Genomic DNA, 21,658 nt, shown 5'->3' on the forward strand with positions numbered 1-21,658 from the left:
CTGTGCGCGGTGGCCGGTTAGCGGCGTACACCGCTGATGCGTACCCAGCCGTCTTTAACGGCGGTCGGGTCGAGGATAAAGGCGTCGTTGTAGGCAGCGCGCACCTCGTCACCCTGTTCGGCCAGAATCCCTGACAGGGCCAGGCGGCCGCCGGGTTTGACCAAGGCGGTGATCTGCGCAGCCAACGCCACCAGCGGGCCGGCGAGAATATTGGCAACTACCACGTCGGCCTGCTCCTGTGGCATATCGGCCGGCAGGAAGACCGGGAAGCGCGCTGGGTCGATACCGTTGCGCCCGGCGTTGTCGCGCGAGGCTTCCAGGGCTTGTGGGTCAATATCGGTGCCGACGGCAGTGGGTGCGCCGAGCAGCAGGGCGGCAATCGCCAGAATGCCCGAGCCGCAACCGAAGTCGATCACGCTGCAATCCTGCAGGTGCTGGCCATCCAGCCATTCCAGGCACAGCGCGGTGGTCGGGTGAGTGCCGGTGCCGAACGCCAGGCCCGGATCAAGCAGCAGGTTGACGGCATCTGGCTCCGGTGCGGCGTGCCAGCTCGGCACGATCCACAGGCGCTGGCCGAAACGCATGGGTTGGAAGCCGTCCATCCAGCTGCGCTCCCAGTCCTGGTCGGCGATCACTTCGGCCTGGTGCTCCGGCAATTCGGCGCCGGTGAGCAATTGCAGGTGCGCGAATACCGCGTCAGCCGGGGTGTCGGCTTCAAACAGGGCGAGCAGGTGGGTGTGTGACCACAGCGGTGTGGTGCCCAGGTCCGGTTCGAAAATCGGCTGGTCTTCGGCGTCCATAAAGGTTACCGAGACGGCGCCGACTTCCAGCAACGCATCTTCGTAGGTTTCCGCCTGCTCCGGGGTGATGGCGAGACGAACTTGTAACCAGGGCATGGGGAAACCTCGTGAACACTGTGGCAGGACGCTGCAAATTGGCGCGCAGCTTACTTGAAGCGGTGGTGCGGCTGCCACCGCTGGTAGGGCAGAAACGACAAGGGCTGCCGAATGGCAGCCCTTGTCTTTGCGCTATGCCGAAGCTTAGTGCTTATCCATACCCAGCTTTTTCTCCAGGTAGTGGATATTCACGCCGCCTTTGCAGAAGCCTTTGTCACGGACCAGATCGCGGTGCAGGGGCACGTTGGTCTTGATGCCGTCGACCACGATCTCATCCAGCGCGTTGCGCATACGGGCCATGGCCTCGTCGCGGTCCTTGCCGTAGGTGATGATCTTGCCGATCAGCGAGTCGTAGTGCGGTGGCACGCTGTAGCCGCTGTACAGGTGCGAGTCCATCCGCACGCCGTTGCCGCCTGGCGCGTGGAAGTGCTTGACCTTGCCTGGGCAGGGCATGAAGTTATCTGGGTCTTCGGCGTTGATTCGGCATTCCAGCGAGTGGCCGCGAATCACCACGTCACTCTGCTTGAACGACAGCTTGTTGCCTGCGGCGATGCTGAGCATCTCCTTGACGATGTCGATGCCGGTGACCATTTCCGAAACCGGGTGCTCAACCTGCACGCGGGTGTTCATCTCGATAAAGTAGAAGCGACCGTCTTCGTAGAGGAACTCGAAGGTGCCGGCGCCGCGATAACCGATCTCGATGCAGGCATCGACGCAGCGTTGCAGCACTTCGGCGCGGGCTTTTTCATCGATACCCGGAGCCGGCGCTTCTTCCAGTACCTTCTGGTGGCGGCGCTGCAGCGAGCAGTCACGGTCACCCAGGTGAATGGCGTTGCCCTGGCCATCGGAGATGACCTGGACTTCCACGTGACGTGGGTTGCCGAGGAACTTCTCCAGATAGACCATCGGGTTACCGAACACCGAGCCGGCTTCGCTGCGGGTCAGTCTGGCCGATTTGATCAGGTCTTCTTCCTTGTACACCACGCGCATGCCGCGACCACCGCCGCCGCCAGCGGCTTTGATGATCACCGGGTAACCGACTTCGCGAGCAATCGCCAGTGCGGTTTCTTCGTCTTCCGGCAGTGGGCCGTCGGAGCCAGGTACCACCGGTACGCCGGCACGTTTCATGGCGTCCTTGGCCGACACTTTGTCGCCCATCAGGCGAATAGTCTCGGCTTTCGGGCCGATAAAGGCGAAGCCGGAGTTTTCCACCTGTTCGGCGAAGTCGGCGTTTTCCGCGAGGAAGCCGTAGCCGGGGTGAATGGCGGTGGCGCCAGTGACTTCAGCGGCGCTGATGATCGCTGGAATATTCAGGTAGGACAGCGCGCCCGAGGCCGGGCCGATGCACACCGACTCGTCGGCCAGGCCCAGGTGCATCAGCTCGCGGTCAGCGGTGGAATGCACCGCGACGGTCTTGATGCCCAGCTCTTTACAAGCGCGCAAGACGCGCAGGGCGATCTCGCCGCGGTTGGCGATCAGAACTTTTTCCAACATCGCAGGCTCTCCGCGGATCAAACGATGGTGAACAGAGGTTGATCGTATTCCACCGGCTGGCCGTTCTCGCCCAGGATGGATTCGATCACGCCGCTGGTTTCGGCCTCGATGTGGTTCATCATCTTCATCGCTTCAACGATGCAGAGAATGTCGCCTTTCTTCACGCTCTGGCCGACTTCGACGAAGTTGGCCGCAGTTGGGCCGGAAGCGCGGTAGAAGGTGCCGACCATCGGCGAACGCACCACGGTGCCATTCAGCTTGGCAGCCGCCGGTGCAGCAGCTTCGGCAGCTACCGGGGCGGCAGCTACTGGCGCGGCGGCCGGGGCAGGGGCCTGGGCATATACCGGCTGTTGCATAAAGGCCGGTTGCTTGCTGTGGCGGCTGATGCGCACGGACTCTTCGCCTTCGCGAATCTCCAGCTCGTCGATACCGGATTCTTCCAGCAGCTCGATCAGTTTTTTGACTTTACGAATATCCATAGTGGTTCAACTCCCGGTGAGGTCAGGGGCGCTTAAGTTCAAGTTGTTCGAGTGCAGCCTCCAGGGCCAGTCGATAACCGCTGGCGCCAAGGCCGCAGATCACTCCCACCGCTACATCGGAAAAGTAAGAGTGATGGCGGAAAGCTTCGCGTTTGTGCACGTTGGACAAATGCACTTCGATGAATGGGATGCTCACTGCCAGCAATGCGTCACGTAATGCGACGCTGGTATGAGTAAAAGCGGCAGGATTGATCAGGATAAAGTCGACACCTTCGCCTTTTGCGGCGTGAATACGATCAATCAGTTCGTACTCAGCATTGCTCTGCAGGTACAGCAGGTGGTGGCCTGCTTCGCGCGCTCGGCGCTCCAGGTCGAGGTTGATCTGCTCCAGGGTTGTGGCGCCGTAGGTGCCCGGCTCACGGGTGCCGAGCAGGTTGAGGTTGGGGCCGTGCAATACCAGTAGGGTCGCCATGGCGATGCTTCCTTGTTTTTCTACTGCGCAGGACTATGCCGCGACAGCGCGGGGCTGTCCAGTTCTCAGCAATAGTCGACACGATGACCGCAGATTGCGGCAAATATATGACTCGGGGCGTTAAAAACGTTCCCGCGCCGTGCTCAGTCGGGCAGCAAAGGTCGCCGCATCCACTTCACCTACGACACGCAGATCCAGCCATTCGTCACCCTTGGCGTCGAACAGCAGAATCGCTGGCGGGCCGAACAGCTGGTAGCGGTCGAGCAGGGCGCGTTGCGCGGGGTTGCTCTCGGTGATGTCGAAACGCACCAGCTGATAGTCATCCAGTTGGCGGCCGACTTCCGGGGCGTTGAGTACTTCGCGTTCAATCACCTTGCAGCTGATGCACCAGTCTGCATACCAATCGAGCAGTAACGGTTTGCCGTTATTTTTTGCGCCAAGTAAGACAGCATCGAGTTCGGCAGGAGTCGTGATGGTTTGCCATTGACCGGATTGCACCTGAGTGGCTTCGGCACTGCTGACCATGCGACCAAGCGGACGTAGCGGGTCGTCCTGACCTTGCAGCGCGCCGACCCAGGCTGCCAGTGCATAGACCAGCAGAGGCAGGCCGAGCAGTTGGGCGAGTTTCTGGTGATGGGTTTTCGGCGTGAGTTCCAGCACGCCGAGCCACAGTGCGATGCCTGCAGCCAGCATGCCCCACAGCGCCAGACTGACGGGGCCTGGTACGACGCGTTCAAGCAGCCAGATCGCCACGGCCATCAGCAGGGCGCCGAACAGGTTGCGCACGGTGAGCATCCACGGCCCGGATTTTGGCAGCAGGGCACCGCCACCGACGGCGAACAGCACCAGTGGTGCGCCCATGCCCAGGCCCAGCGCCAGCAGCTTGAGGCCGCCGCCGAGGGCGTCACCGCTGGCGCTGATATACAGCAGCGCACCGGCCAGAGGCGCGGAGACGCAAGGTGAAACCAGCACGCTGGACAGCACGCCGAGCGCCGCAGCGCTAAAGATGGTGCCGCCGTGCAGGCGTTGGCTCAGGCGCTGTAGCGGGCCGTCGATGGCGGCTGGCAGGCGCAGTTCGAGAAAGCCCAGGCTGGCCGCGCCGAATAGGGCGAAGAAAATCGCAAAGGGCACCAGCACCCAGGGCGATTGCAGGCGTGCCTGCAGATTGAGCTCGGCGCCGAACAGGCCCATCAGCGCGCCGAGGATGGCAAAGCTCAGGGCCATCGGCAGCACGTAGGCCAGCGACAGCACCAGGCTGCGCATGCCGCCCGGCTGGCCACGCAACACCACGCCGGTGAGGATTGGCAGCATTGGCAGCACGCACGGGGTGAAGGTCAGCGCCAGGCCGCCGAGGAAGAACAGCGCCAGGTCGGTCCAGCTCCACAGCGTTGCGGCACCGGCTGCAGCACTACCGGCTGTTGCGCCGCCGCCAATCGCCAGCACTTCGGTTTCTGGTGGGTAGCACAGGCCTTTGTCGGCGCAGCCCTGGTAGTTGACGCTGAGGTTGAAGGGGCGATTGTCCGGATTGTCGACCGGCACCTCGACATCCAGCACTTCGTAATACACCTCGACATCGCCGAAGTACTCGTCATGTTTGGCCTGGCCGGCCGGCAGCACGGCTTGGCCCAGGTGGATATCGACAGGCTCGCTGCTAAAGCTGAAACGGTGTCGATACAGGTAATAACCCTCAGCAGCGACAAAGCGCAGCTTCACCGACTCGCTGGAGCTGCTGATCAGGCTCAGCTTGAACGCCTCGCGTACCGGCAGAAAGTCTGCGCTGTTGTTCAGTGGTGCGCCGAATTGCGCGGGTACGGGCGGCTTGTCGAACAGGCCGGCACTGGCCGGCAGTACGACCAGGAGCAGAAGCAGGCTGAGAAAACGGTGCATGGCAGGCTCGTGATGCGGGGGTCGCCGCATCATAGCGGAGGCGTGTGGCCTCGCGCATGCCTCAGCCTGTAAACGGTCTTGTCTAACGGCCGGATGGTGCGCGGCAGATTGCCGCGCTCAAGTGACTTCAAACGCGAAAGGCTTGTACCGCGGTATGCAACTGGCCACCCAGGTGTTGCAGCTGTTCGCCTTGCTGACGGCCTTCGCCGATGCGTTGCAGGTTGTCGCTGCCAAGGCTGTGGATGCGCTCGCTATGCCCGCGAATTTCGCTGACCGCGCCGCTCTGCTGGGCGGTGGCATCGGCGATACGTTCGGCCATGCTGGCGATGGTGCGGATTGCCGCGACGATTTCATCCAGCGCGCCATCGGCAGCTTCGGCCTGGCTGGCGGTGGTTTCGGCGTGCTCGACCTGAGTGCGCATGGCTTGTACCGATTGCAGGGCGGCCTGCTGCAGGCGGCCGATCAGCTCTTGAATTTGCGCGGTGGCGCCGCTGGTGCGTTGCGACAGCGAGCGCACTTCATCGGCGACCACGGCAAAGCCCCGGCCCAGCTCGCCGGCCCGCGCCGCCTCAATGGCGGCATTCAGCGCCAGCAGGTTGGTTTGTTCGGCGATGCCACGGATCACCGTCAGCACATTGCCAATGGTTGCCGTTTCTTCAGCCAGACGCTCGATGGCCTGGGCGTTGCCCTGCACTTCATCGACCAGCGCATGCAGGCCGGTCAGGCTGTGACCAATCACTTGCTGGCCTTGCTCCAGAGCACGGTTAGCGTCGCGGCTGGCGTCGGCGGCCTGGCTGGCGTCGCCGGCCACTTGCTGAATAGTCGATTGCAACTCGCCGAGGGCATCGCGGATCTGTGCGGTGTCGCCGGCCTGGCGTTCGGCGCCGTCGTGCAGGCCGCCACTGAGGTCAGCCAGGGTGCGGCTGGAGCCGACTACCTGCTCGGCGTGGCGGCGAATGGTGCCGACCAGAGCGACCAGATAGGCACGCAGGCGGTTTAGCGACTCTTCGATATCACGCAGTTCGCGGGTGCGTGAGTTGAGGTGGATATCACTGGCGAAGTCGCCTGCGGCCCAGGCCGACAGTGCTGGTACCAGGCGCTCAAGTACACGGGTGAGGCGGCGCTGGATGGTGTCGATGATCAGCGCAATCAGCAAAATCAGGCCGATCATCAGGCCGAGGATCAGCTGCACTTCGCCCTGGATGCGCCCGTGCTCGGCGCGTACCAAGGGTTCCAGGGCGGCCAGCGCTTGCTGCACCTGGTCGATCTGCATGCGCGTGCTGCTGGCCAGGGCGCTGCGTTGTTCGATCAGGTTGCGGGTGCGTTGCAGTTCGGCCGGGTAGCGGCTGATCAGGTTGGCCAGGTCGCGTTTGAGGGCAATGCCACGATCCTCGGCTGCATTGCTCTCGCTGCTGGCGTCCAGGCCCAGCATGTCGGCAAACGAGTTGCTGGACGACTGGCCGGCGTCGGCCACGCCGAGCAATGGCAGGTCATTGAGGGTTTGTGCCTGCTTGCCCAGGGCTGCCAGTTCGCGTTCGACTTCACTGGCCAGCTCGCTGCGGCCACTGCGCACCAGCTTGTCGCGAGCATGCGCCAGGCGGGTGAGGTGGCGAGCTGCGTTGAACAGCGGGCGGCGGTAGCTGGTGGCTGTCTCGGCGGTGCTGCTGTCAGCGTATTGCGCCAGTTGTTCAAGGGCGGCGTCCATTTCCCGTTCAGCTTGCAGCAGCAGGCCTTGCGGGTCGGCGGAGAGTTTGCCGGCGGCCAGCAGTTCGTTGGCGCTAAAGGCTTTGAGCTCAGCCAGGCTGTCGCGCAGATCACCGGCCAGCTGCGTGGGTAGCTCAGTCATGGCCTGTTCGAGGCTGTCCAGCGATTGCAGGGCGGCGCTATGGCGCAGGGCATCGCCACTTTCCAGGTAGGCGCTGATGTTCTGCGCTGCTTCGCCCTGGAATTGCTGGGACAGGCTCAAGTAGCGCGCCATCAGCAGGTAGGGGCGCTCCAGGGCGCGCTGCGACCACCAGAGCGTGACGGCCAGGGCCACGCAGACGGTGACCAGCAGCAGGGTGTTGAGGTTGGTAAGGGATTTCAGGCGCATAGGGCTCGACCGACAACGAACGGTTCCGGCCACCGACGGATGCGTCAGGCGGCTGCTAAGCCCCAGAATTTATTGCTTTTTCGTGACCGTAATATGACTGCGACGACTGCGTCACAGTTTTCCATCGATGGGCAGACGGAAGGCGCGGCCAGGGCGGCCGCGTCAGGTTCAGTCGGTCTGGTGGATGGCGACCTGGTTGCGGCCGCCATGCTTGGCCACGTAAAGCGCCAAGTCGGCCTGCTGCGAGAGCTGCTTGCTATCCAGCTGCGGCGCCAGCTGGGCGATGCCACAACTGAAGGTGCAGGAGAGGTCGTGGGGTTGTGCGGAGAACTGGATTTCCGCGAAGCGCTGGCGAATCTCATCCAGCACACGTCTTGCCGAGGCAGCATCGGTGTCGGGCATGACCACGGCAAATTCTTCACCGCCGTAACGGCCGATATGGTCACTCTTGCGCAGGCGCTGCTTGAGAAACAGCGCCAGGCTCTTGATCACCCGGTCGCCCATGGGGTGGCCGTAGGTGTCGTTGACCTTCTTGAAAAAGTCGATATCGATCATCGCAAAGCTCAGCGGCTGACCGTCGCGTTCGGCGCGAAAGCGCGCATCCTCAAGCAGTTGCAGGGTATGGGTGTGGTTGTACAGGCCGGTCAGGCTGTCACGTACCATGCGCGCCTTGAGGCTGCGCGCGCGGGCAGCGCGGTTGCGCACGGTGGCGATCAGATGACGTGGCTTGATCGGTTTGGTGAGGAAGTCGTCACCGCCTTCGCTCATGGCGTCGAGCTGCTTGTCGAGGTCGTCTTCGGCCGACAGGTAGATGATCGGCACGCTGACATAGCGGTCGTTGTGGCGGATCACCTGGGCCAGTTCCGGGCCGTTGCACTCAGGCATGTACATGTCGAGGATGATCAGGTCCGGCTGGAAATCGGCCAGATGACTCATGGCCTGAATCGGCTCGATCAGGGTGCGGGTAACGATGCCGGCGCTGTTCAGCACGCGTTCGGTGTGCGTGGCCTGGGCCCGCGAATCATCGACGATCAGCACCTTGTAGGGCTCGTACTGGGAAACGTTGGTCAGCACTTCGATACGCTCGAACAGGTTCGACGCATCGAGGCTGCCGGTGAAGAACTCGCGGCCACCGGCGCGCACGGCAGCCAGGCGGGTCATGGTGTCAGTGTCTTCGGGGCTGAAGAACAGCAGGGGAATCTTGTGCTCCAGACCTTCCTGCACGCTCTGCGCCAGTTGCAGGCCGCAGCCGGGGCCGGAGAAGTCGACCTCCATGATGATCGCCGCCGGATGGCGTTCAAGGATCGCATTACGGAAGGCATTGGCGCTGTCCAGGGCGATGGCATTCATGCCAAAGAACTCCAGGCGCTGCACCAGTTGTTCGGCACGCTCCAGATGCTGCAGGGCCAGGTACACCGGCTTGCGCAGCGGCGGCAGTACCGTCTGCTCGAAGCGATCACCGTGGCGCAGGCCGGTGCGTGACAGGCGTTGCAGCAACTGGTTGAGCTGGCTGATCAGCTCGCTGTTGAGGCGTCCGCGATTATCGGCCACCAGTTGCAGGCAGTTGTCGATTTCCTGGGCCAGCTGGCTGTGTTCGGCCTGGTCGAAGCGCTCGGCGTAACGCTGCAGCAACTGTGCGGCCTCACGCAGCTCGCTCATGCCTGCGTCGCTCCATTCGCTGCGCTGCAGGCGTTGCCAGACTTCCAGCACCTGACGCGCCTGATTGATCACGCGTTGGGCAAAGTGTTGCTTGAGGCGGTCGCGGCTGGGGTCTTCTTGCTCGGTCATGGCCTGAGTTCAGTTGCTGTGGCGTCTGCCAGCAGGTGATGGCTTAGTGCTAGCAATCCTAACACCGGGATTTTTTTTTGCGAGCACCGTCGATCTATTGGCGTCGGCCTTCTGTCTATGTGTTCACAGAAATTTTCGTCAACACAACCGGCGCTAAGTTTGCCGTTCGCCGCTGCCCACTGGGGCATGCATCCCTTATAGTGCAAGGCAGTTGCGCAACCCTGTGCGCAGGTTGTGGTCGAACGAGCAGCCCCGATTTGTGCAGTGCGGTGGCGAGCTTGCTACTTGGGTTAAAAAGGACAACGCCATGCTGGATTGGAAGAACCGAACGGCCGACGCGCGCGATGGCGCGGCAGGCACCGCCAATACCTCATCGAGCCCCTCCACCGGCCGCCTGGCCGTGCGCAGCTTTGCCGGGCTGCTGGGGCTTTATCTGCTGGTGGCCCTGGTGGTGGGCTGGTACTGGAGTCAGGAGCCCGCGCAGTTCTCCGTGCAGCAGCGTGCCGAGGCCAGTGCCGAGTTGAATGGGCGCAAGCTGGTCAACGGTTACACCACCGTGGAAACCCTCAAGCAGGTGGCCGGTACGCTGCTCGACAAGCCGGGCGGCTACCTGTCCAACGATCTGGCGCCACCGGGCCTGTGGCTCGACAATATGCCGAGCTGGGAGTTTGGCGTGCTGGTGCAGGTGCGTGACATGTCCCGCGCGCTGCGCAAGGACTTCACCCGTTCGCAGTCGCAGTCCACCGAAGACCCGGATCTGGCCAAAGCCGAGCCGCGCTTCCACTTCGACAACAAGAGCTGGGCGCTGCCGGCCTCGGAAGCTGAATACGCTGAAGGCATCAAGTCGCTGGATCGTTACCTGGCGCGTCTGAGCGATCCGACCCAGGGCAATGCCCAGTTCTACACCCGTGCCGACAACCTGAATAACTGGTTGGGCGACGCTGCCACCCGCCTGGGCTCGCTGTCACAGCGGCTGTCTGCCAGCGTTGGCCAGGTGCGCTTGAATACGGCAGTGGTTGATCCGGCGCAGAGCACAGGCGTGGCGCAGCCGGACTTTGTCGAGGGGGTGAACTACGAGACGCCTTGGCTGCAGATCGATAACGTGTTCTACGAAGCTCGTGGCCAGGCTTGGGCGCTGGCGCATCTGCTGCGTGCCATCGAGGTGGATTTCGCCGATGTATTGGCGAAGAAGAATGCCACTGTCAGCGTGCGGCAGATCATCCGCGAGCTGGAAGCTGCGCAGGAAACCCTGTGGAGCCCGATGGTGCTCAATGGCAGTGGTTATGGCCTGCTGGCCAACCACTCGCTGGTAATGGCCAACTACATTTCCCGCGCCAATGCCGGGTTGATCGACCTGCGCCAACTGCTGTCGCAGGGCTAAGCGGTGGCCTGGTCCGAAGCCGAGGTGGCGCACCGCGCCGCCTCGGATGCCGAGCGCATCGCCTGGGTCGATGAGCAGGATCGACTGCTCGGCGGTGTATTGCGCAGTGAGTTGCGCGAGCGGCACCTGATTGGCCGTGGCACCTATATCCTGTTGTTTAACAGTGCCGGCCAGCTCTGTGTGCACCGGCGCACCCTGAGCAAGGCGCTGTACCCCGGTTACTGGGATGTGGCGGCCGGCGGCATGGTGCTGGAAGACGAAAGCTATGCCGAGTCCGCCGCGCGCGAACTGGCTGAGGAGCTGGGCATTGGCGATGTGCCGCTGATCGAGCATGCACACTTTTTCTACGACGCGCCGGAAAGCCGCCTGTGGTGCATGGCCTATTCGGCGGTGTCCGATGCGCCGCTGCGCTTGCAGCCTGAAGAAGTGCTGGAAGCGCGCTTTATCTCCATTGAACAAGCGCTGGCCGAGACTCAGCACCTGCCGTATTGCCCCGACTCATTGGCCGCCCTGGAGCGCTATCTGGCCGCCATTCGCTAGCCTCTCGATCTCGCTAAACCCCGCGCCGCCCTTGGCTTTGTGCAGGATATTTGGACGTTTTGTTCGGCATCCCGCACGGCGTCGCCAATCCGCCGATTAATGGCGCATTTTCACACTTAGCAGCTGCGCTTTTTGCCGTTACACTGCGCCGCCTTCAAGCCCTGGCCGTGTATCGCCAGGGTGCGCTGCCCCTGCCTGAGTGGGGCTTCGCGGCTGACAGCCGTCAGCCAGTCGCTATCCTGACCAGCCCAAGAGGAAAAGCCGGTGGTCAAGAAAGCCTCTTCATTTGCCGCCCTCGGCGGCTTGGTGTACTCCACCGACAGCGGCCGGCATTGCCCGGGTTGCAGTCAGCCGGTGGACGCCTGCACCTGCAAACAGACCCTGATCCCCGAAGGTGATGGCATCGCCCGCGTGCGCCGTGAGACCAAAGGTCGCGGCGGCAAGACGGTGACCACCATCAGCGGTGTGCCGCTGGCCGTCGATGCCCTCCAGGAACTCGCTAGCACCCTGAAGAAACGTTGCGGCTGCGGCGGTTCGCTCAAGGACGGGGTGATCGAGATTCAGGGCGACCACGTCGAGTTGCTGCTTGCCGAACTGATCAAGCAAGGCTTCAAAGCCAAGAAGTCCGGCGGCTGATCCCGTCTTTTCTAAACTTACTCGGCAGGCCACCGGTCACAGCTGAGTAATCGTCATTTCCAGACTTTAATCTGTACGCGTTTTGGCACTGCCAAGACCACTATCGCCAGCAAGGGAGACTTCGATGTCTGCACGACGCACACGCAAAGATGACGGCAGCCAATGGACCGTAGCGGACAGCCGCAGCGTCTATGGCATTCGCCATTGGGGCGCGGGTTACTTCGCGATCAATGACAAGGGCCGTGTCGAAGTGCGCCCGAATGGCCCGCAGAGCACACCGATTGATCTTTACGAGCAACTCGATGAGCTGCGTTCCAGCGGCCTGTCGTTGCCCTTGCTGGTGCGCTTTCCGGACATTTTGCAGGATCGTGTACGCCAGCTGACCGGCGCGTTCGACGCGAATATCGCGCGTCTGGAATACCAGAGCCGCTACACCGCGCTGTACCCGATCAAGGTCAACCAGCAGGAAGCGGTGGTGGAAAACATCATCGCCACGCAGAACGTCTCCATCGGCCTGGAAGCCGGCTCCAAGCCGGAGCTGATGGCCGTGCTGGCGCTGGCCCCGAAAGGCGGCACCATCGTTTGCAACGGTTACAAGGACCGCGAGTTCATCAAGCTGGCGCTGATGGGGCAGAAGCTCGGCCACAACGTATTTATCGTCATCGAGAAAGAATCCGAAGTGCAGCTGGTGATCGAGGAGGCCGCCGAACTCAAGGTGGCCCCGCAGGTCGGTCTGCGCGTGCGCCTGTCGTCGCTGGCCTCAAGCAAGTGGGCTGACACTGGCGGCGAGAAGTCCAAGTTCGGCCTGTCGGCGGCGCAGCTGCTGTCGGTGGTCGAGCGCTTCCGTGCGGCGGGCCTGGATCAGGGCATCCGCCTGCTGCACTTCCATATGGGCTCGCAGATCGCCAACCTGTCCGACTATCAGCACGGCTTCAAGGAAGCCATCCGTTACTACGGAGAGCTGCGTGGCCTGGGCCTGCCGGTCGACCATATCGACGTCGGCGGTGGCCTGGGCGTGGATTACGACGGTACCCACTCGCGCAATGCCAGCTCGATCAACTACGACATGGACGACTACGCCGGCGTGGTGGTCGGCATGCTCAAGGAGTTCTGCGATGCGCAGGCGTTGCCGCACCCGCACATCTTCTCGGAAAGCGGCCGCTCGCTGACTGCGCACCACGCCATGCTCGTGGTGCAGGTCACCGATGTGGAAAAACACAACGATGAGATTCCGGCGATCGAGGATGTCACCGGCCTGCCGGAAACCGTGCGTTATCTGGTCGAGTTGCTTGGCCCGACCGATATCGAGATGGTCACCGAGACCTACTGGCGCGCCACCCACTACATGAGCGATGTGGCCACTCAGTACGCCGACGGCAAGCTCAGCCTGACCGAGAAGGCTCTGGCCGAGCAGTGTTACTTTGCCGTGTGCCGCCGCCTGCATAATTCGCTCAAGGCGCGTCAGCGCTCGCACCGTCAGGTGCTGGACGAGCTCAACGACAAGCTGGCCGACAAGTACATCTGCAACTTCTCGGTATTCCAGAGCCTGCCGGACACCTGGGCCATCGGCCAGGTGCTGCCGATTCTGCCGCTCAACCGCCTTGACGAAGAGCCGCTGCGCCGCGCCGTATTGCAGGACCTGACCTGCGACTCGGACGGCAAGATTCGCCAGTACGTTGATGAGCAGAGCATCGAGACCAGCCTGCCGGTGCACGAAGTGCGCGAGGGCGAGGACTACCTGCTGGGGATCTTCCTGGTCGGTGCCTATCAGGAAATCCTCGGCGATATGCACAACCTGTTTGGTGACACCGACTCGGTGAACATCTACCAGAACGCCGATGGCAGCGTGTACCACGCCGGTATCGAGACCCACGACACCATTGAGGACATGCTGCGCTACGTGCACCTGTCGCCGGAGGAGTTGATGACTCACTACCGCGACAAGGTCGCCAGCGCCAAGATCAGCCCGCGTGAGCGCACCCAGTACTTGGATGCCTTGCGTTTAGGGCTGACTCGTTCGTCCTATCTGTCGTCCTGATCGGTCAGGCGCTGTGCCCGTAGCCCGGATGTAATCCGGGAAAGGTTTTGACGGCAATACAGCGTCCCGGATTGCATCCGGGCTACCTTGGAATAGCAAAAGGCCCCGCACTGCGGGGCCTTTTGCTTTCTGCTGACGGCGATTAAGCCCCTAGCAGGCTTTGCCCGCAGACACGCAAAACCTGCGCCGTGGCCGCGCCCGAGCCTGGCTGGGCGAACCAGGCCACGGCTTCGGCGACGTCCTGCGGCAGGCCACCCTGGCCCATGGAGTTCATCCTCCGGCCGGCTTCGCGGATGGTCAGCGGGATGGCGGCGGTCATCTGGGTTTCGATAAAGCCCGGTGCCACGGCGTTGATGCTGATGCCGCGCTTGGCCAGTGTCGGTGCCCAGGCCTGGGCCAGACCGATCACCCCGGCCTTGCTCACCGCGTAGTTGGTTTGGCCCAGATTGCCGGCGATGCCGCTGATCGAGGCGATCAGCACCACGCGGCCGTTGTCGTGCAGCTTGCCGGCGTCCAGCAGGGCCTGGGTCAGCACTTGCGGGGCATTCAGGTTGACGTTGATCACCGAGTTCCAGAATGCGTCGCTCATCTTCGCCAGGGTCTTGTCGCGGGTGATGCCGGCGTTGTGCACAACGATATCGATGCCGTCCGGCAGTGCTCCGACCAGCTGTGCGGCGGCATCATCGGCGCAGATGTCCAGGGCCAGGCCGCGCCCGCCCAGGCGTGCGGCCAGGGCATCCAGGGCGTCTTTGGCCGGTGGTACATCCAGCAGCACCACCTCGGCGCCGTCGCGGGCCAGGGTTTCCGCGATGGCCGCACCGATGCCGCGCGAGGCGCCGGTGACCAACGCCTTCTTGCCGGCCAGTGGGCGAGTCCAGTCCTTGACCTGTTCGCCGCAGGCGTTCAGGCGCAGCACCTGGCCGGACACGTACGCGCTTTTCGGCGAGAGGAAGAAACGCAGCGCGCCTTCCAGCTGCGCCTCGCCGCCTTTGCCGACGTAGATCAGCTGCACGTTGCCGCCACGGCGGATTTCCTTGCCCAGCGAGCGGGTAAAACCTTCGAGGGAACGCTGCACGCTGGCGGCAATCGGGTCTTTCAGTGACTCCGGTGCGCGGCCGAGGATTACCACGCGTGGGCATTTGCCCAGGCCCTTGAAGGTCGGCTGGAAGAAGTCGCGCAGCTCAATCAACTGCTCGAACCGGGTCAGATGGCTGGCATCAAACACCAGCGCCTTGAGTTTCGGGCCGTGTTCGGCAGTCCAGCGCGGCAGCTCGAACTGGCCTTCGCGGGCGGCAAACAGGGCGTCGGTCAGCTTGTGCGCGAAGGGCAGTACGGCGCTGGCCAGGCTGCCTTCGCCACCCAGCAGCAGGGCGCCGTCCACCGGCCGGCTGCGTCCGGCCATCCAGCGTTCCAGCAGCAGCGGTGCGGGCAGGCCGAGTGCGCTGACCAGGCGGCGACCGGACGTGGAGTTGGCAAAGGCGAGATAACGGTCGGACATGGAGCGGCTCCTGCGCATGGATCAAAAGTGCGCTCACTCTACGCAGGCCACAGAAATGCGCAATTGACCGCATCCGCCTGCTGTGTCGGCAAGGCGGCCAATGCCACACTGCGGGCATAGGCTAGCCTGTCCCCCAATTATTTCAGCCAAGGATTTCTCCATGACCCAGCCGCGCCGCGTCGCCATTGTTGGTGGTAACCGTATTCCGTTCGCCCGCTCCAATACCGTCTACGCCACCGCGAGCAACCAGGAGATGCTGACCAGCGCACTGGATGGTCTGGTCGAGCGCTTCAACCTGCACGGCGAACGCCTCGGCGAGGTGGTGGCGGGTGCGGTGCTCAAGCATTCGCGCGATTTCAACCTGACCCGCGAATGCGTGCTCGGCTCGCGCCTGGCCCCGGAAACCCCGGCTTATGACCTGCAGCAGGCTTGCGGCACCGGTCTGGAAGCGGCGCTGCTGGTGGCCAACAAGATCGCCCTTGGGCAGATCGAGTGTGGCATCGCCGGCGGTGTCGACACCACCTCGGACGCGCCAATCGGGGTCAACGAAGGGCTGCGCAAGATTCTTCTGCAAGCCAACCGTGGCAAGACCACCGGCGAGAAGATCAAGAGCCTGCTGCAAATTCGCCCACGCCACCTGGCCCCGGCCATTCCGCGCAACGGCGAGCCGCGTACCGGACTGTCGATGGGCGAGCATTGCGAACTGATGGCGCAGACCTGGGCCATCCCCCGTGATGAGCAGGACCAACTGGCTGTGGCCAGCCACCAGAAGCTCGCCGCCGCCTACGCCGAAGGCTGGCACGACGATCTGCTGACGCCGTTCCGTGGCCTGACCCGCGACCAGAACCTGCGCGCCGATATCAGCCTGGAAAAACTCGCCACCCTCAAACCCTGCTTCGAGCGCAGCCCGCGCGGCACCCTGACTGCCGCCAACTCGACGCCGCTGACCGATGGCGCGTCCCTGGTGCTGCTGGCCAGTGAAGAATGGGCCAAGGCCCGTGGACTGCCGATTCTGGCCTACTGGAAGGACGGTGAAGCCGCCGCGGTGGACTTTGTCGGTGCGGGCAAGGAAGGCCTGCTGATGGCCCCGGCCTACGCCGTACCGCGGCTGCTGGCGCGCAACAAGCTGACGCTGCAGGACTTCGACTACTACGAAATCCACGAAGCCTTCGCCGCCCAGGTGCTCTGCACCCTCAAGGCCTGGGAAGACGCCGACTACTGCAAGACCCGCCTGGGCCTGGATGCGCCGCTGGGGGCCATCGACCGCAGCAAGATGAACGTCAAGGGCAGTTCGCTGGCCGCCGGCCACCCATTTGCCGCAACCGGTGGGCGCATCGTCGCCAACCTGGCCAAGCTGCTCTCGGTGGCCCAGGAAGGCCGTGGTTTGATCTCAATTTGCGCCGCCGGCGGTCAAGGTGTGACTGCAATCCTGGAAAAGTAATCAAACAGCGGTATTCGCACGCGGTGCGGGTACTGATGTATGCAACTCCGTGATTTGGAGCGGCCCACCGAGGTGGAGCCGCTCTTTTTTTGTGCGCGTTATTTGATGACAGCGCGCTCTGTGGGAGGGGCTTTAGCCGCGATTGGTAGCGCCGCCAGGGTTCGTCGCGGCTAAAGCCTCTCCCACCAACGCCCTGCACCCAACAGACAGTTCAGGTTGAGGCGGGCAATTGCGCCTGGGTATCGGCTTCGCCCTTCAGCAGCGCCGCCTTGCGCGCCAGCCCCCAGCGATAACCGCTGAGGCTGCCGTTGCTGGCGATGACCCGGTGGCAGGGCACCAGCAGGCCCAGTGGGTTGCTGGCGCAGGCACGAGCAATGGCGCGTGGATGGCTGCCCAGTTGTGCGGCCAGTTCGGCGTAGTTGCGCGTCTGCCCCGGAGGAATCTGTTGCAGGGCACGCCACACCTGCTGTTGAAACGCAGTGCCGCGAATATCCAGCGGTAGCTGGGCGGCACGTTGTGGTTCGCTGATCTGTGCCAGCACCTGGCGCAAACTGTCGCCCAGCCCGGCGTTATCCTCGTGCAGTTCGGCGGCGGCAAAGCGTTGCTGCAGCTCACTTTGCAGTGCAACTGGGTCGTCACCGAATAACAAGGCGCAGATGCCCCTGGTGCTGCTGGCCAGCAGCACGTGGCCGAGCGGGCAGGGCGCGATGCTGTAGCGCAGCTGTTCGCCTGCCCCTTGTTTGCGTCGTTGTGCCGGACTCAGGGGCGTCGGCTGCTGATACAGCGCGCGGGTACCGGAGTAGCCAGCGTTGAGTGCGGCATCCAGCACGCTGTCTGCCGTCGGCAACTGTTGTTCCAGGCGCGCGCGGCGTTGCGCCGTCGTCCAGGCTTTTGGCGTCAGCCCGGTGCGGGCTTTGAAGGCCCGCGCCAGGTGCGAGGCGGACAGGCCGATGCGCGCGGCCAGCTGGGCGAGGGGCAGTGGCTGTTCGCTGGTGTTGAGCAGTTCACAGGCCGCCACCACCAGCGCATCCAGTTGTTCGGCCGGGCTCTGCCCATGCGGCGAGCAGCGTTTGCATGGGCGAAAGCCAGCCGCTGCAGCGGCGTCAGCATCGGCGTGGAAACTCACGTTCTCCCGCTTGGGCCGTCGCGCCGGGCAGCTGGGCCGGCAATAGATACCGGTGCTGCGCACGGCGAAGACGAAGCGTCCATCCTGCGCGGCATCACGCGAGCAGACGGCCTGCCAGCAAAGGTCTGAATCGAGCATGGGCGCCTCCTTGATCCTGAGCCGATTGTCGGCTGCGCCCGACGGGCTGCCAATCCATATCTGACTTTCAAATCGCCGGGAATGCTTGCGAGGCGCGGGGCGAGCGGTCACGGCCAGCGCGTCGGCCACCCCGATGATTCCAGCCTGGCGCCCCTGCGTCGCACGGCGGTAGCACCTGCTGAATGCGCTGATGGCCGCCCCAGGGTGGGCGCTCGGCGCAGATTGCCGTATAACGGGCGGCAGAGTCGACTTGGGCAACACAGGACCCCTGATTAAAGCTGATGAAGACGCCAAAACGTATTGAGCCGCTGGTTGAGGCCGGGCTGGTCGATGAAGTGGTGCGGCCACTGATGAGTGGCAAGGAAGCCGCCGTCTATGTGGTGCGCTGTGGTGATGAGCTGCGTTGTGCCAAGGTCTACAAGGAAGCCAACAAACGTGGCTTTCGCCAGGCCGCCGAGTATCAGGAGGGCCGCAAGACGCGTAACAGCCGTGACGCCCGCGCCATGGCCAAGGGCAGCAAGTACGGGCGCAAGGAGCAGGAAGAGGCTTGGCAGAACGCCGAAGTGGCGGCGCTGTTCCGCCTGGCCAATGCCGGTGTGCGCGTGCCCAAGCCTTATGACTTCCTTGAAGGCGTATTGTTGATGGAGATGATCGATGACGGCGAGGGCGATGCAGCTCCGCGCCTCAATGATGTCGATCTGCACCCGGACGACGCCCGCGAATTCCACGCCTTTATGATTCGTGAAGTGGTGAAAATGCTTTGCGCGGGTCTGGTGCATGGCGACCTGTCGGAATTCAACGTACTGCTTGATCCAAGTGGCCCGGTGATCATCGACCTACCGCAGGCGGTGGATGCGGCTGGCAACAACCATGCGTTCAAGATGCTGGAGCGCGATGTGCGCAACATGGCCGAATACTTTGGTCAGTTTGCCCCGGAATTGAAGTTCACCAAGTACGCCAAGGAAATGTGGGCGCTGTATGAAGCCGGTGAGCTGACCCCGGAAAGTCCGCTGACCGGTGAGTTCGACGACCCGGAAGAGGAAGCCGATATCGACGCAGTGATGCGCGAAATCAAGGCCGCCCTGGCCGACGAAGCACGCCGTCAGGCGCTACTGAATGCCGAGGACGAACCCAAGGGCGAAGAACCACCGCCGCCGTGGGCGCAATAGGCCAGAGCGCTGCTGATAAAAATGCCGCTTATCTGATCAGGTAAGCGGCATTTTTTTTGCGCTGAATAGCTTGGGCGTTTGCCTCGCTTACAGCCGTGTGGCCTTGAAGGTATCGCAGCGGCTGATATCGCCTGCTGCGAAACCGGTCTTGAACCAGCGTACGCGCTGCTCCGAGGTGCCGTGGGTGAAGGAGTCCGGCACCACCTGGCCGCGAGCCTGCTTCTGCAAGCGGTCATCGCCGATGGCATTGGCGGCGTTCAGTGCTTCTTCGATATCGCCGGGCTCCAGCCAGTCATGCCGGCGCTGGCCGTGGTAGGCCCATACTCCGGCCAGGCAGTCGGCCTGCAACTCCTGGCGCACCAGCAAACCGTTGGCACCTTCCACCCGCTCGCCACGTTGACGCGCAGCATTGACCTTGGCCGAGACGCCCAGCAGGGTCTGCACGTGGTGGCCGACTTCATGGGCAATCACGTAGGCCTGGGCAAAGTCGCCGGCCGCGCCAAAGCGCTGTTCCAGCTCACGGAAGAACGCCAGGTCGATATACACCCGCTGATCGCCGGGGCAGTAGAAGGGGCCGACCGCCGAGTTGGCGAAGCCGCAGGCCGAGTTCACCCCGCCGCGAAACAGCACCAGGGTCGGGTCGCGATACTGGCGGTTGGCGCCCTGGAAGATGTCGCGCCAGGTGTCCTCGGTATCACCCAGCACGGCGCGGACGAAGTCGGCCTGCTCGTCATTGCCGGCCGGTGCCTGTTGCGGTGCACTGACGCTGCCGCCCTGCAAGGCCTGGCCGGCCAGCTGGCCGAGGATCTGCATCGGATCCTGGCCGCTGAGCAGGCCGATGATCACCACAATGGCCACACCACCGAGGGTCAATCCCTTGCCGCCGCCCATGCGGGAGCCGCTGCCGCGTGCATCCACCACGTTGTCACTGCGTCTTGCCCGTTTCCAGCGCATTGCTGCCGTCCTCTGTGTGCCGATCCTGAGTGTTGCCGCTGCGGGCGGGCCTGACCTGCCCGGCGGTCAGTTGGCCGAGTATTGGTTGATCACCCGCTCTGCGCCTTGCTTGTCCAGGCCGATGACCTGGTAAGCATCGCGGACATTGCCATACTCCATGCCCGGCGAGCCGGCGGGCATGCCCGGTACCGCCGCACCCATCAGGTCGGGTTGCTGGCGCAGTTTGAGGATGTCGGCGGCCGGTACATGACCTTCGACAAACTGACCGTTGATCACACCGGTATGGCAGGACGCCAGGCGCGGCGGCACGCCCAGGCGTTGTTTGACCGCACTCATATCGGTTTCTACATGATCAACAACGTTAAAGCCGTTGTCCTGCAGGTGGCTGATCCAGGCCTTGCAGCAGCCGCAGTTGGCATCGCGGTGTACATCGATGGTCAAAGGTTCGGCGGCGAAACTCAGGTTACTGAGCAGCAGCGCGGCAAGCACAGACAGCTGGCGCATGGGGGGACTCCTGGCAGGTAAAGGTTGAGCATAGCGCCCGGTGCCCTCGGGCAACCACTGACGATTTCCGAATCAGGCCGGCGCGGCTTATGCTGCGTGCGATTTTCGGGCTTTCGACTTGCAAGAAAAGGATGGGTTCATGTTGCTCGCACGCGTTGTACTGCTGATTCAACTGCTGGCGTTGGCTGGGCTGGGGCTGGCCTACTTTATTCAGCCCCATGAAATGACCAACCTCAGTGGCATGTTGCTTATGTCACCGGCCGCTGCCACGGACGTGCGCGCCTACTATGGTGGCCTGCAACTGGGCCTGGCGGCGTTTATCGGCCTGTCGCTGAGTCGGTTGGAGCTGACACGCGCCGCGCTGACTCTGCTGGTGCTGCTCTACAGTGCTCTGGCGCTGGCACGGATTGGTGGGCTGTGGCTCGATGGCGGCGCGCAGCAGACGTTCAACCTGTACGCGCTGCTGCTGGAAGTGGTCTCGGCGGGGCTGTGCTTTTGGGCGCTGCGCGGTTTGCAGCGCGTCTGAATCAGCGTGCGGCGGGGAAGCCTTCGAGGATTTTCGCCACCCCACGGTCGAAGTTTTCCTGGCTCATGTCCGGGTTGTGCAGCTGCCGGTTGATCTGGGCCTGAAACAGCACCGCTTGGGTCTTGCTATCGAGAATGCGCAGGGCCAGGCGAGCGCGTTCATCTTCGGTCGCGCGAGTCTGGGTATAGACCGTGCCGGCCACCGCTATCGGAGTGAGCTCAATTCCTGCTTCATGTTCCAGGCCCAGGGCGTAAATGACCTGCATATCTGGTTGGCTTTCGGTGAAGCGATAGCCCTTGGCGCTGAGGGCATTCTGCACCGCCTGGTTAAAGCGCTGTTCCAGATCCGTGCGATGACCGCTGGCCCTGACCGCCCGCACGCTAAAGCTCTGATGCGGCATGGCTTGCACAGGCTGTAGCACCTGTATCGACGCATCTGGCGTGCTGGTGCAGGCGCTCAGCAGGGGCAACAGCAGGGCTAACAGATAACGACGCATCGATGACTCCTTGGCAGGTGAGTGTCCAGGTTCCCTGGTTATCGCAGTCTAGGCTCGGTGGCACAACCTTGCGCCAATCCGCCGATGGGTCTGCTGCTTGCGC

The 21,658-nt window shown here is 63.2% G+C and carries 19 protein-coding genes; 7 read left to right on the top strand and 12 right to left on the bottom strand.

Translation table 11 applies throughout. The features are described 5' to 3' along the window. Nucleotides 1-17: 17 nt before the first annotated feature. From prmA to ACOCLD_RS05820, 7 genes are all read right to left on the bottom strand, one after another. The gene (gene prmA / locus ACOCLD_RS05790; protein WP_422911188.1) at nt 18-896 is read right to left on the bottom strand and encodes a 50S ribosomal protein L11 methyltransferase; all 879 of its coding nucleotides are present in this window, start codon (nt 894-896) and stop codon (nt 18-20) included. Nucleotides 897-1,040: 144 nt separating this feature from the next. Further along, nucleotides 1,041-2,390 (bottom strand): acetyl-CoA carboxylase biotin carboxylase subunit, encoded by a 1,350-nt coding sequence (gene accC, locus ACOCLD_RS05795; RefSeq protein WP_257776961.1) that lies wholly within the window; start codon nt 2,388-2,390, stop codon nt 1,041-1,043. A gap of 17 nt (nt 2,391-2,407) precedes the next feature. Beyond that, nucleotides 2,408-2,869, bottom strand: coding sequence for an acetyl-CoA carboxylase biotin carboxyl carrier protein (accB, locus tag ACOCLD_RS05800; protein ID WP_233683595.1), 462 nt, complete (start codon nt 2,867-2,869; stop codon nt 2,408-2,410). A gap of 22 nt (nt 2,870-2,891) precedes the next feature. After that, entirely contained in the window at nt 2,892-3,341 is a 450-nt protein-coding gene (gene aroQ / locus ACOCLD_RS05805; RefSeq protein WP_160013077.1) for a type II 3-dehydroquinate dehydratase, read from the bottom strand. A gap of 120 nt (nt 3,342-3,461) precedes the next feature. Then, complete coding sequence (locus ACOCLD_RS05810; RefSeq protein ID WP_422911189.1) at nt 3,462-5,228, bottom strand: protein-disulfide reductase DsbD; 1,767 nt, start codon at nt 5,226-5,228, stop codon at nt 3,462-3,464. A 127-nt stretch (nt 5,229-5,355) separates the two neighbouring features. After that, complete coding sequence (locus tag ACOCLD_RS05815) at nt 5,356-7,320, bottom strand: methyl-accepting chemotaxis protein (RefSeq protein ID WP_422911190.1); 1,965 nt, start codon at nt 7,318-7,320, stop codon at nt 5,356-5,358. A gap of 168 nt (nt 7,321-7,488) precedes the next feature. Beyond that, on the bottom strand, nt 7,489-9,108 hold the full coding sequence (locus tag ACOCLD_RS05820) for a PleD family two-component system response regulator (protein WP_257776966.1): 1,620 nt from the start codon (nt 9,106-9,108) through the stop codon (nt 7,489-7,491). A 307-nt stretch (nt 9,109-9,415) separates the two neighbouring features. Here ACOCLD_RS05820 and ACOCLD_RS05825 point away from each other — a divergent pair, with 307 nt between their 5' ends. The 4 genes from ACOCLD_RS05825 (at nt 9,416) to speA (ending at nt 13,703) form a co-directional block, all read left to right on the top strand. Then, nucleotides 9,416-10,489 (top strand): DUF2333 family protein, encoded by a 1,074-nt coding sequence (locus tag ACOCLD_RS05825; protein WP_422911191.1) that lies wholly within the window; start codon nt 9,416-9,418, stop codon nt 10,487-10,489. 3 nt (nt 10,490-10,492) lie between these two features. Continuing rightward, on the top strand, nt 10,493-11,029 hold the full coding sequence (locus tag ACOCLD_RS05830) for an NUDIX hydrolase (RefSeq protein WP_422911192.1): 537 nt from the start codon (nt 10,493-10,495) through the stop codon (nt 11,027-11,029). Nucleotides 11,030-11,293: 264 nt separating this feature from the next. After that, a complete protein-coding gene (locus tag ACOCLD_RS05835) occupies nt 11,294-11,665 on the top strand; it encodes a translation initiation factor Sui1 (RefSeq protein WP_257776969.1) in 372 nt (123 codons plus the stop codon). Between the two features lie 124 nt (nt 11,666-11,789). Continuing rightward, nucleotides 11,790-13,703, top strand: coding sequence for an arginine decarboxylase (speA, locus tag ACOCLD_RS05840; protein WP_422911193.1), 1,914 nt, complete (start codon nt 11,790-11,792; stop codon nt 13,701-13,703). A 142-nt stretch (nt 13,704-13,845) separates the two neighbouring features. Here the strand turns inward: speA and ACOCLD_RS05845 are convergent, their stop codons facing one another. Then, on the bottom strand, nt 13,846-15,201 hold the full coding sequence (locus tag ACOCLD_RS05845; protein WP_422911194.1) for a 3-oxoacyl-ACP reductase: 1,356 nt from the start codon (nt 15,199-15,201) through the stop codon (nt 13,846-13,848). Between the two features lie 160 nt (nt 15,202-15,361). On the opposite strand from ACOCLD_RS05845, the gene ACOCLD_RS05850 reads away from it, so the two are divergent. Then, nucleotides 15,362-16,642 carry an acetyl-CoA C-acetyltransferase gene (locus ACOCLD_RS05850; protein WP_422911195.1) on the top strand — a complete coding sequence of 427 codons (1,281 nt, stop codon included), beginning with the start codon at nt 15,362-15,364 and terminating at the stop codon, nt 16,640-16,642. A gap of 211 nt (nt 16,643-16,853) precedes the next feature. Here the strand turns inward: ACOCLD_RS05850 and ada are convergent, their stop codons facing one another. Beyond that, nucleotides 16,854-17,906, bottom strand: coding sequence for a bifunctional DNA-binding transcriptional regulator/O6-methylguanine-DNA methyltransferase Ada (ada, locus tag ACOCLD_RS05855; protein ID WP_422911196.1), 1,053 nt, complete (start codon nt 17,904-17,906; stop codon nt 16,854-16,856). 281 nt (nt 17,907-18,187) lie between these two features. Here ada and ACOCLD_RS05860 point away from each other — a divergent pair, with 281 nt between their 5' ends. Beyond that, nucleotides 18,188-19,075 carry a PA4780 family RIO1-like protein kinase gene (locus tag ACOCLD_RS05860; protein ID WP_422911197.1) on the top strand — a complete coding sequence of 296 codons (888 nt, stop codon included), beginning with the start codon at nt 18,188-18,190 and terminating at the stop codon, nt 19,073-19,075. A gap of 87 nt (nt 19,076-19,162) precedes the next feature. Here the strand turns inward: ACOCLD_RS05860 and ypfJ are convergent, their stop codons facing one another. Then, entirely contained in the window at nt 19,163-20,029 is an 867-nt protein-coding gene (gene ypfJ / locus ACOCLD_RS05865; protein WP_422911198.1) for a KPN_02809 family neutral zinc metallopeptidase, read from the bottom strand. A gap of 66 nt (nt 20,030-20,095) precedes the next feature. Then, nucleotides 20,096-20,533, bottom strand: a complete 438-nt coding sequence (locus ACOCLD_RS05870; protein WP_422911199.1) for a DUF411 domain-containing protein — start codon at nt 20,531-20,533, stop codon at nt 20,096-20,098. 139 nt (nt 20,534-20,672) lie between these two features. Between ACOCLD_RS05870 and ACOCLD_RS05875 the strand changes: the two genes are divergently transcribed. Then, the gene (locus ACOCLD_RS05875) at nt 20,673-21,059 is read left to right on the top strand and encodes a DUF4345 domain-containing protein (RefSeq protein WP_422911200.1); all 387 of its coding nucleotides are present in this window, start codon (nt 20,673-20,675) and stop codon (nt 21,057-21,059) included. A 1-nt stretch (nt 21,060) separates the two neighbouring features. Here ACOCLD_RS05875 and ACOCLD_RS05880 read toward each other — a convergent pair whose 3' ends face one another. Then, entirely contained in the window at nt 21,061-21,555 is a 495-nt protein-coding gene (locus ACOCLD_RS05880) for a DUF4136 domain-containing protein (protein WP_422911201.1), read from the bottom strand. Between the last annotated feature and the right edge of the window lie 103 nt (nt 21,556-21,658).

The sequence above is a fragment of the Pseudomonas cimarronensis genome (assembly GCF_049331905.1).
Classification (GTDB): Bacteria; Pseudomonadota; Gammaproteobacteria; order Pseudomonadales; family Pseudomonadaceae; genus Aquipseudomonas.

Coding starts and splice junctions, on each gene's coding strand:
- prmA (WP_422911188.1), bottom strand. CDS start 896: ATGCCCTGGTTACAAGTTCGTCTCGCCATCACCCCGGAGCAGGCGGAA.
- accC (WP_257776961.1), bottom strand. CDS start 2,390: ATGTTGGAAAAAGTTCTGATCGCCAACCGCGGCGAGATCGCCCTGCGC.
- accB (WP_233683595.1), bottom strand. CDS start 2,869: ATGGATATTCGTAAAGTCAAAAAACTGATCGAGCTGCTGGAAGAATCC.
- aroQ (WP_160013077.1), bottom strand. CDS start 3,341: ATGGCGACCCTACTGGTATTGCACGGCCCCAACCTCAACCTGCTCGGC.
- ACOCLD_RS05810 (WP_422911189.1), bottom strand. CDS start 5,228: ATGCACCGTTTTCTCAGCCTGCTTCTGCTCCTGGTCGTACTGCCGGCC.
- ACOCLD_RS05815 (WP_422911190.1), bottom strand. CDS start 7,320: ATGCGCCTGAAATCCCTTACCAACCTCAACACCCTGCTGCTGGTCACC.
- ACOCLD_RS05820 (WP_257776966.1), bottom strand. CDS start 9,108: ATGACCGAGCAAGAAGACCCCAGCCGCGACCGCCTCAAGCAACACTTT.
- ACOCLD_RS05825 (WP_422911191.1), top strand. CDS start 9,416: ATGCTGGATTGGAAGAACCGAACGGCCGACGCGCGCGATGGCGCGGCA.
- speA (WP_422911193.1), top strand. CDS start 11,790: ATGTCTGCACGACGCACACGCAAAGATGACGGCAGCCAATGGACCGTA.
- ACOCLD_RS05845 (WP_422911194.1), bottom strand. CDS start 15,201: ATGTCCGACCGTTATCTCGCCTTTGCCAACTCCACGTCCGGTCGCCGC.
- ACOCLD_RS05850 (WP_422911195.1), top strand. CDS start 15,362: ATGACCCAGCCGCGCCGCGTCGCCATTGTTGGTGGTAACCGTATTCCG.
- ada (WP_422911196.1), bottom strand. CDS start 17,906: ATGCTCGATTCAGACCTTTGCTGGCAGGCCGTCTGCTCGCGTGATGCC.
- ACOCLD_RS05860 (WP_422911197.1), top strand. CDS start 18,188: ATGAAGACGCCAAAACGTATTGAGCCGCTGGTTGAGGCCGGGCTGGTC.
- ypfJ (WP_422911198.1), bottom strand. CDS start 20,029: ATGCGCTGGAAACGGGCAAGACGCAGTGACAACGTGGTGGATGCACGC.
- ACOCLD_RS05870 (WP_422911199.1), bottom strand. CDS start 20,533: ATGCGCCAGCTGTCTGTGCTTGCCGCGCTGCTGCTCAGTAACCTGAGT.
- ACOCLD_RS05875 (WP_422911200.1), top strand. CDS start 20,673: ATGTTGCTCGCACGCGTTGTACTGCTGATTCAACTGCTGGCGTTGGCT.
- ACOCLD_RS05880 (WP_422911201.1), bottom strand. CDS start 21,555: ATGCGTCGTTATCTGTTAGCCCTGCTGTTGCCCCTGCTGAGCGCCTGC.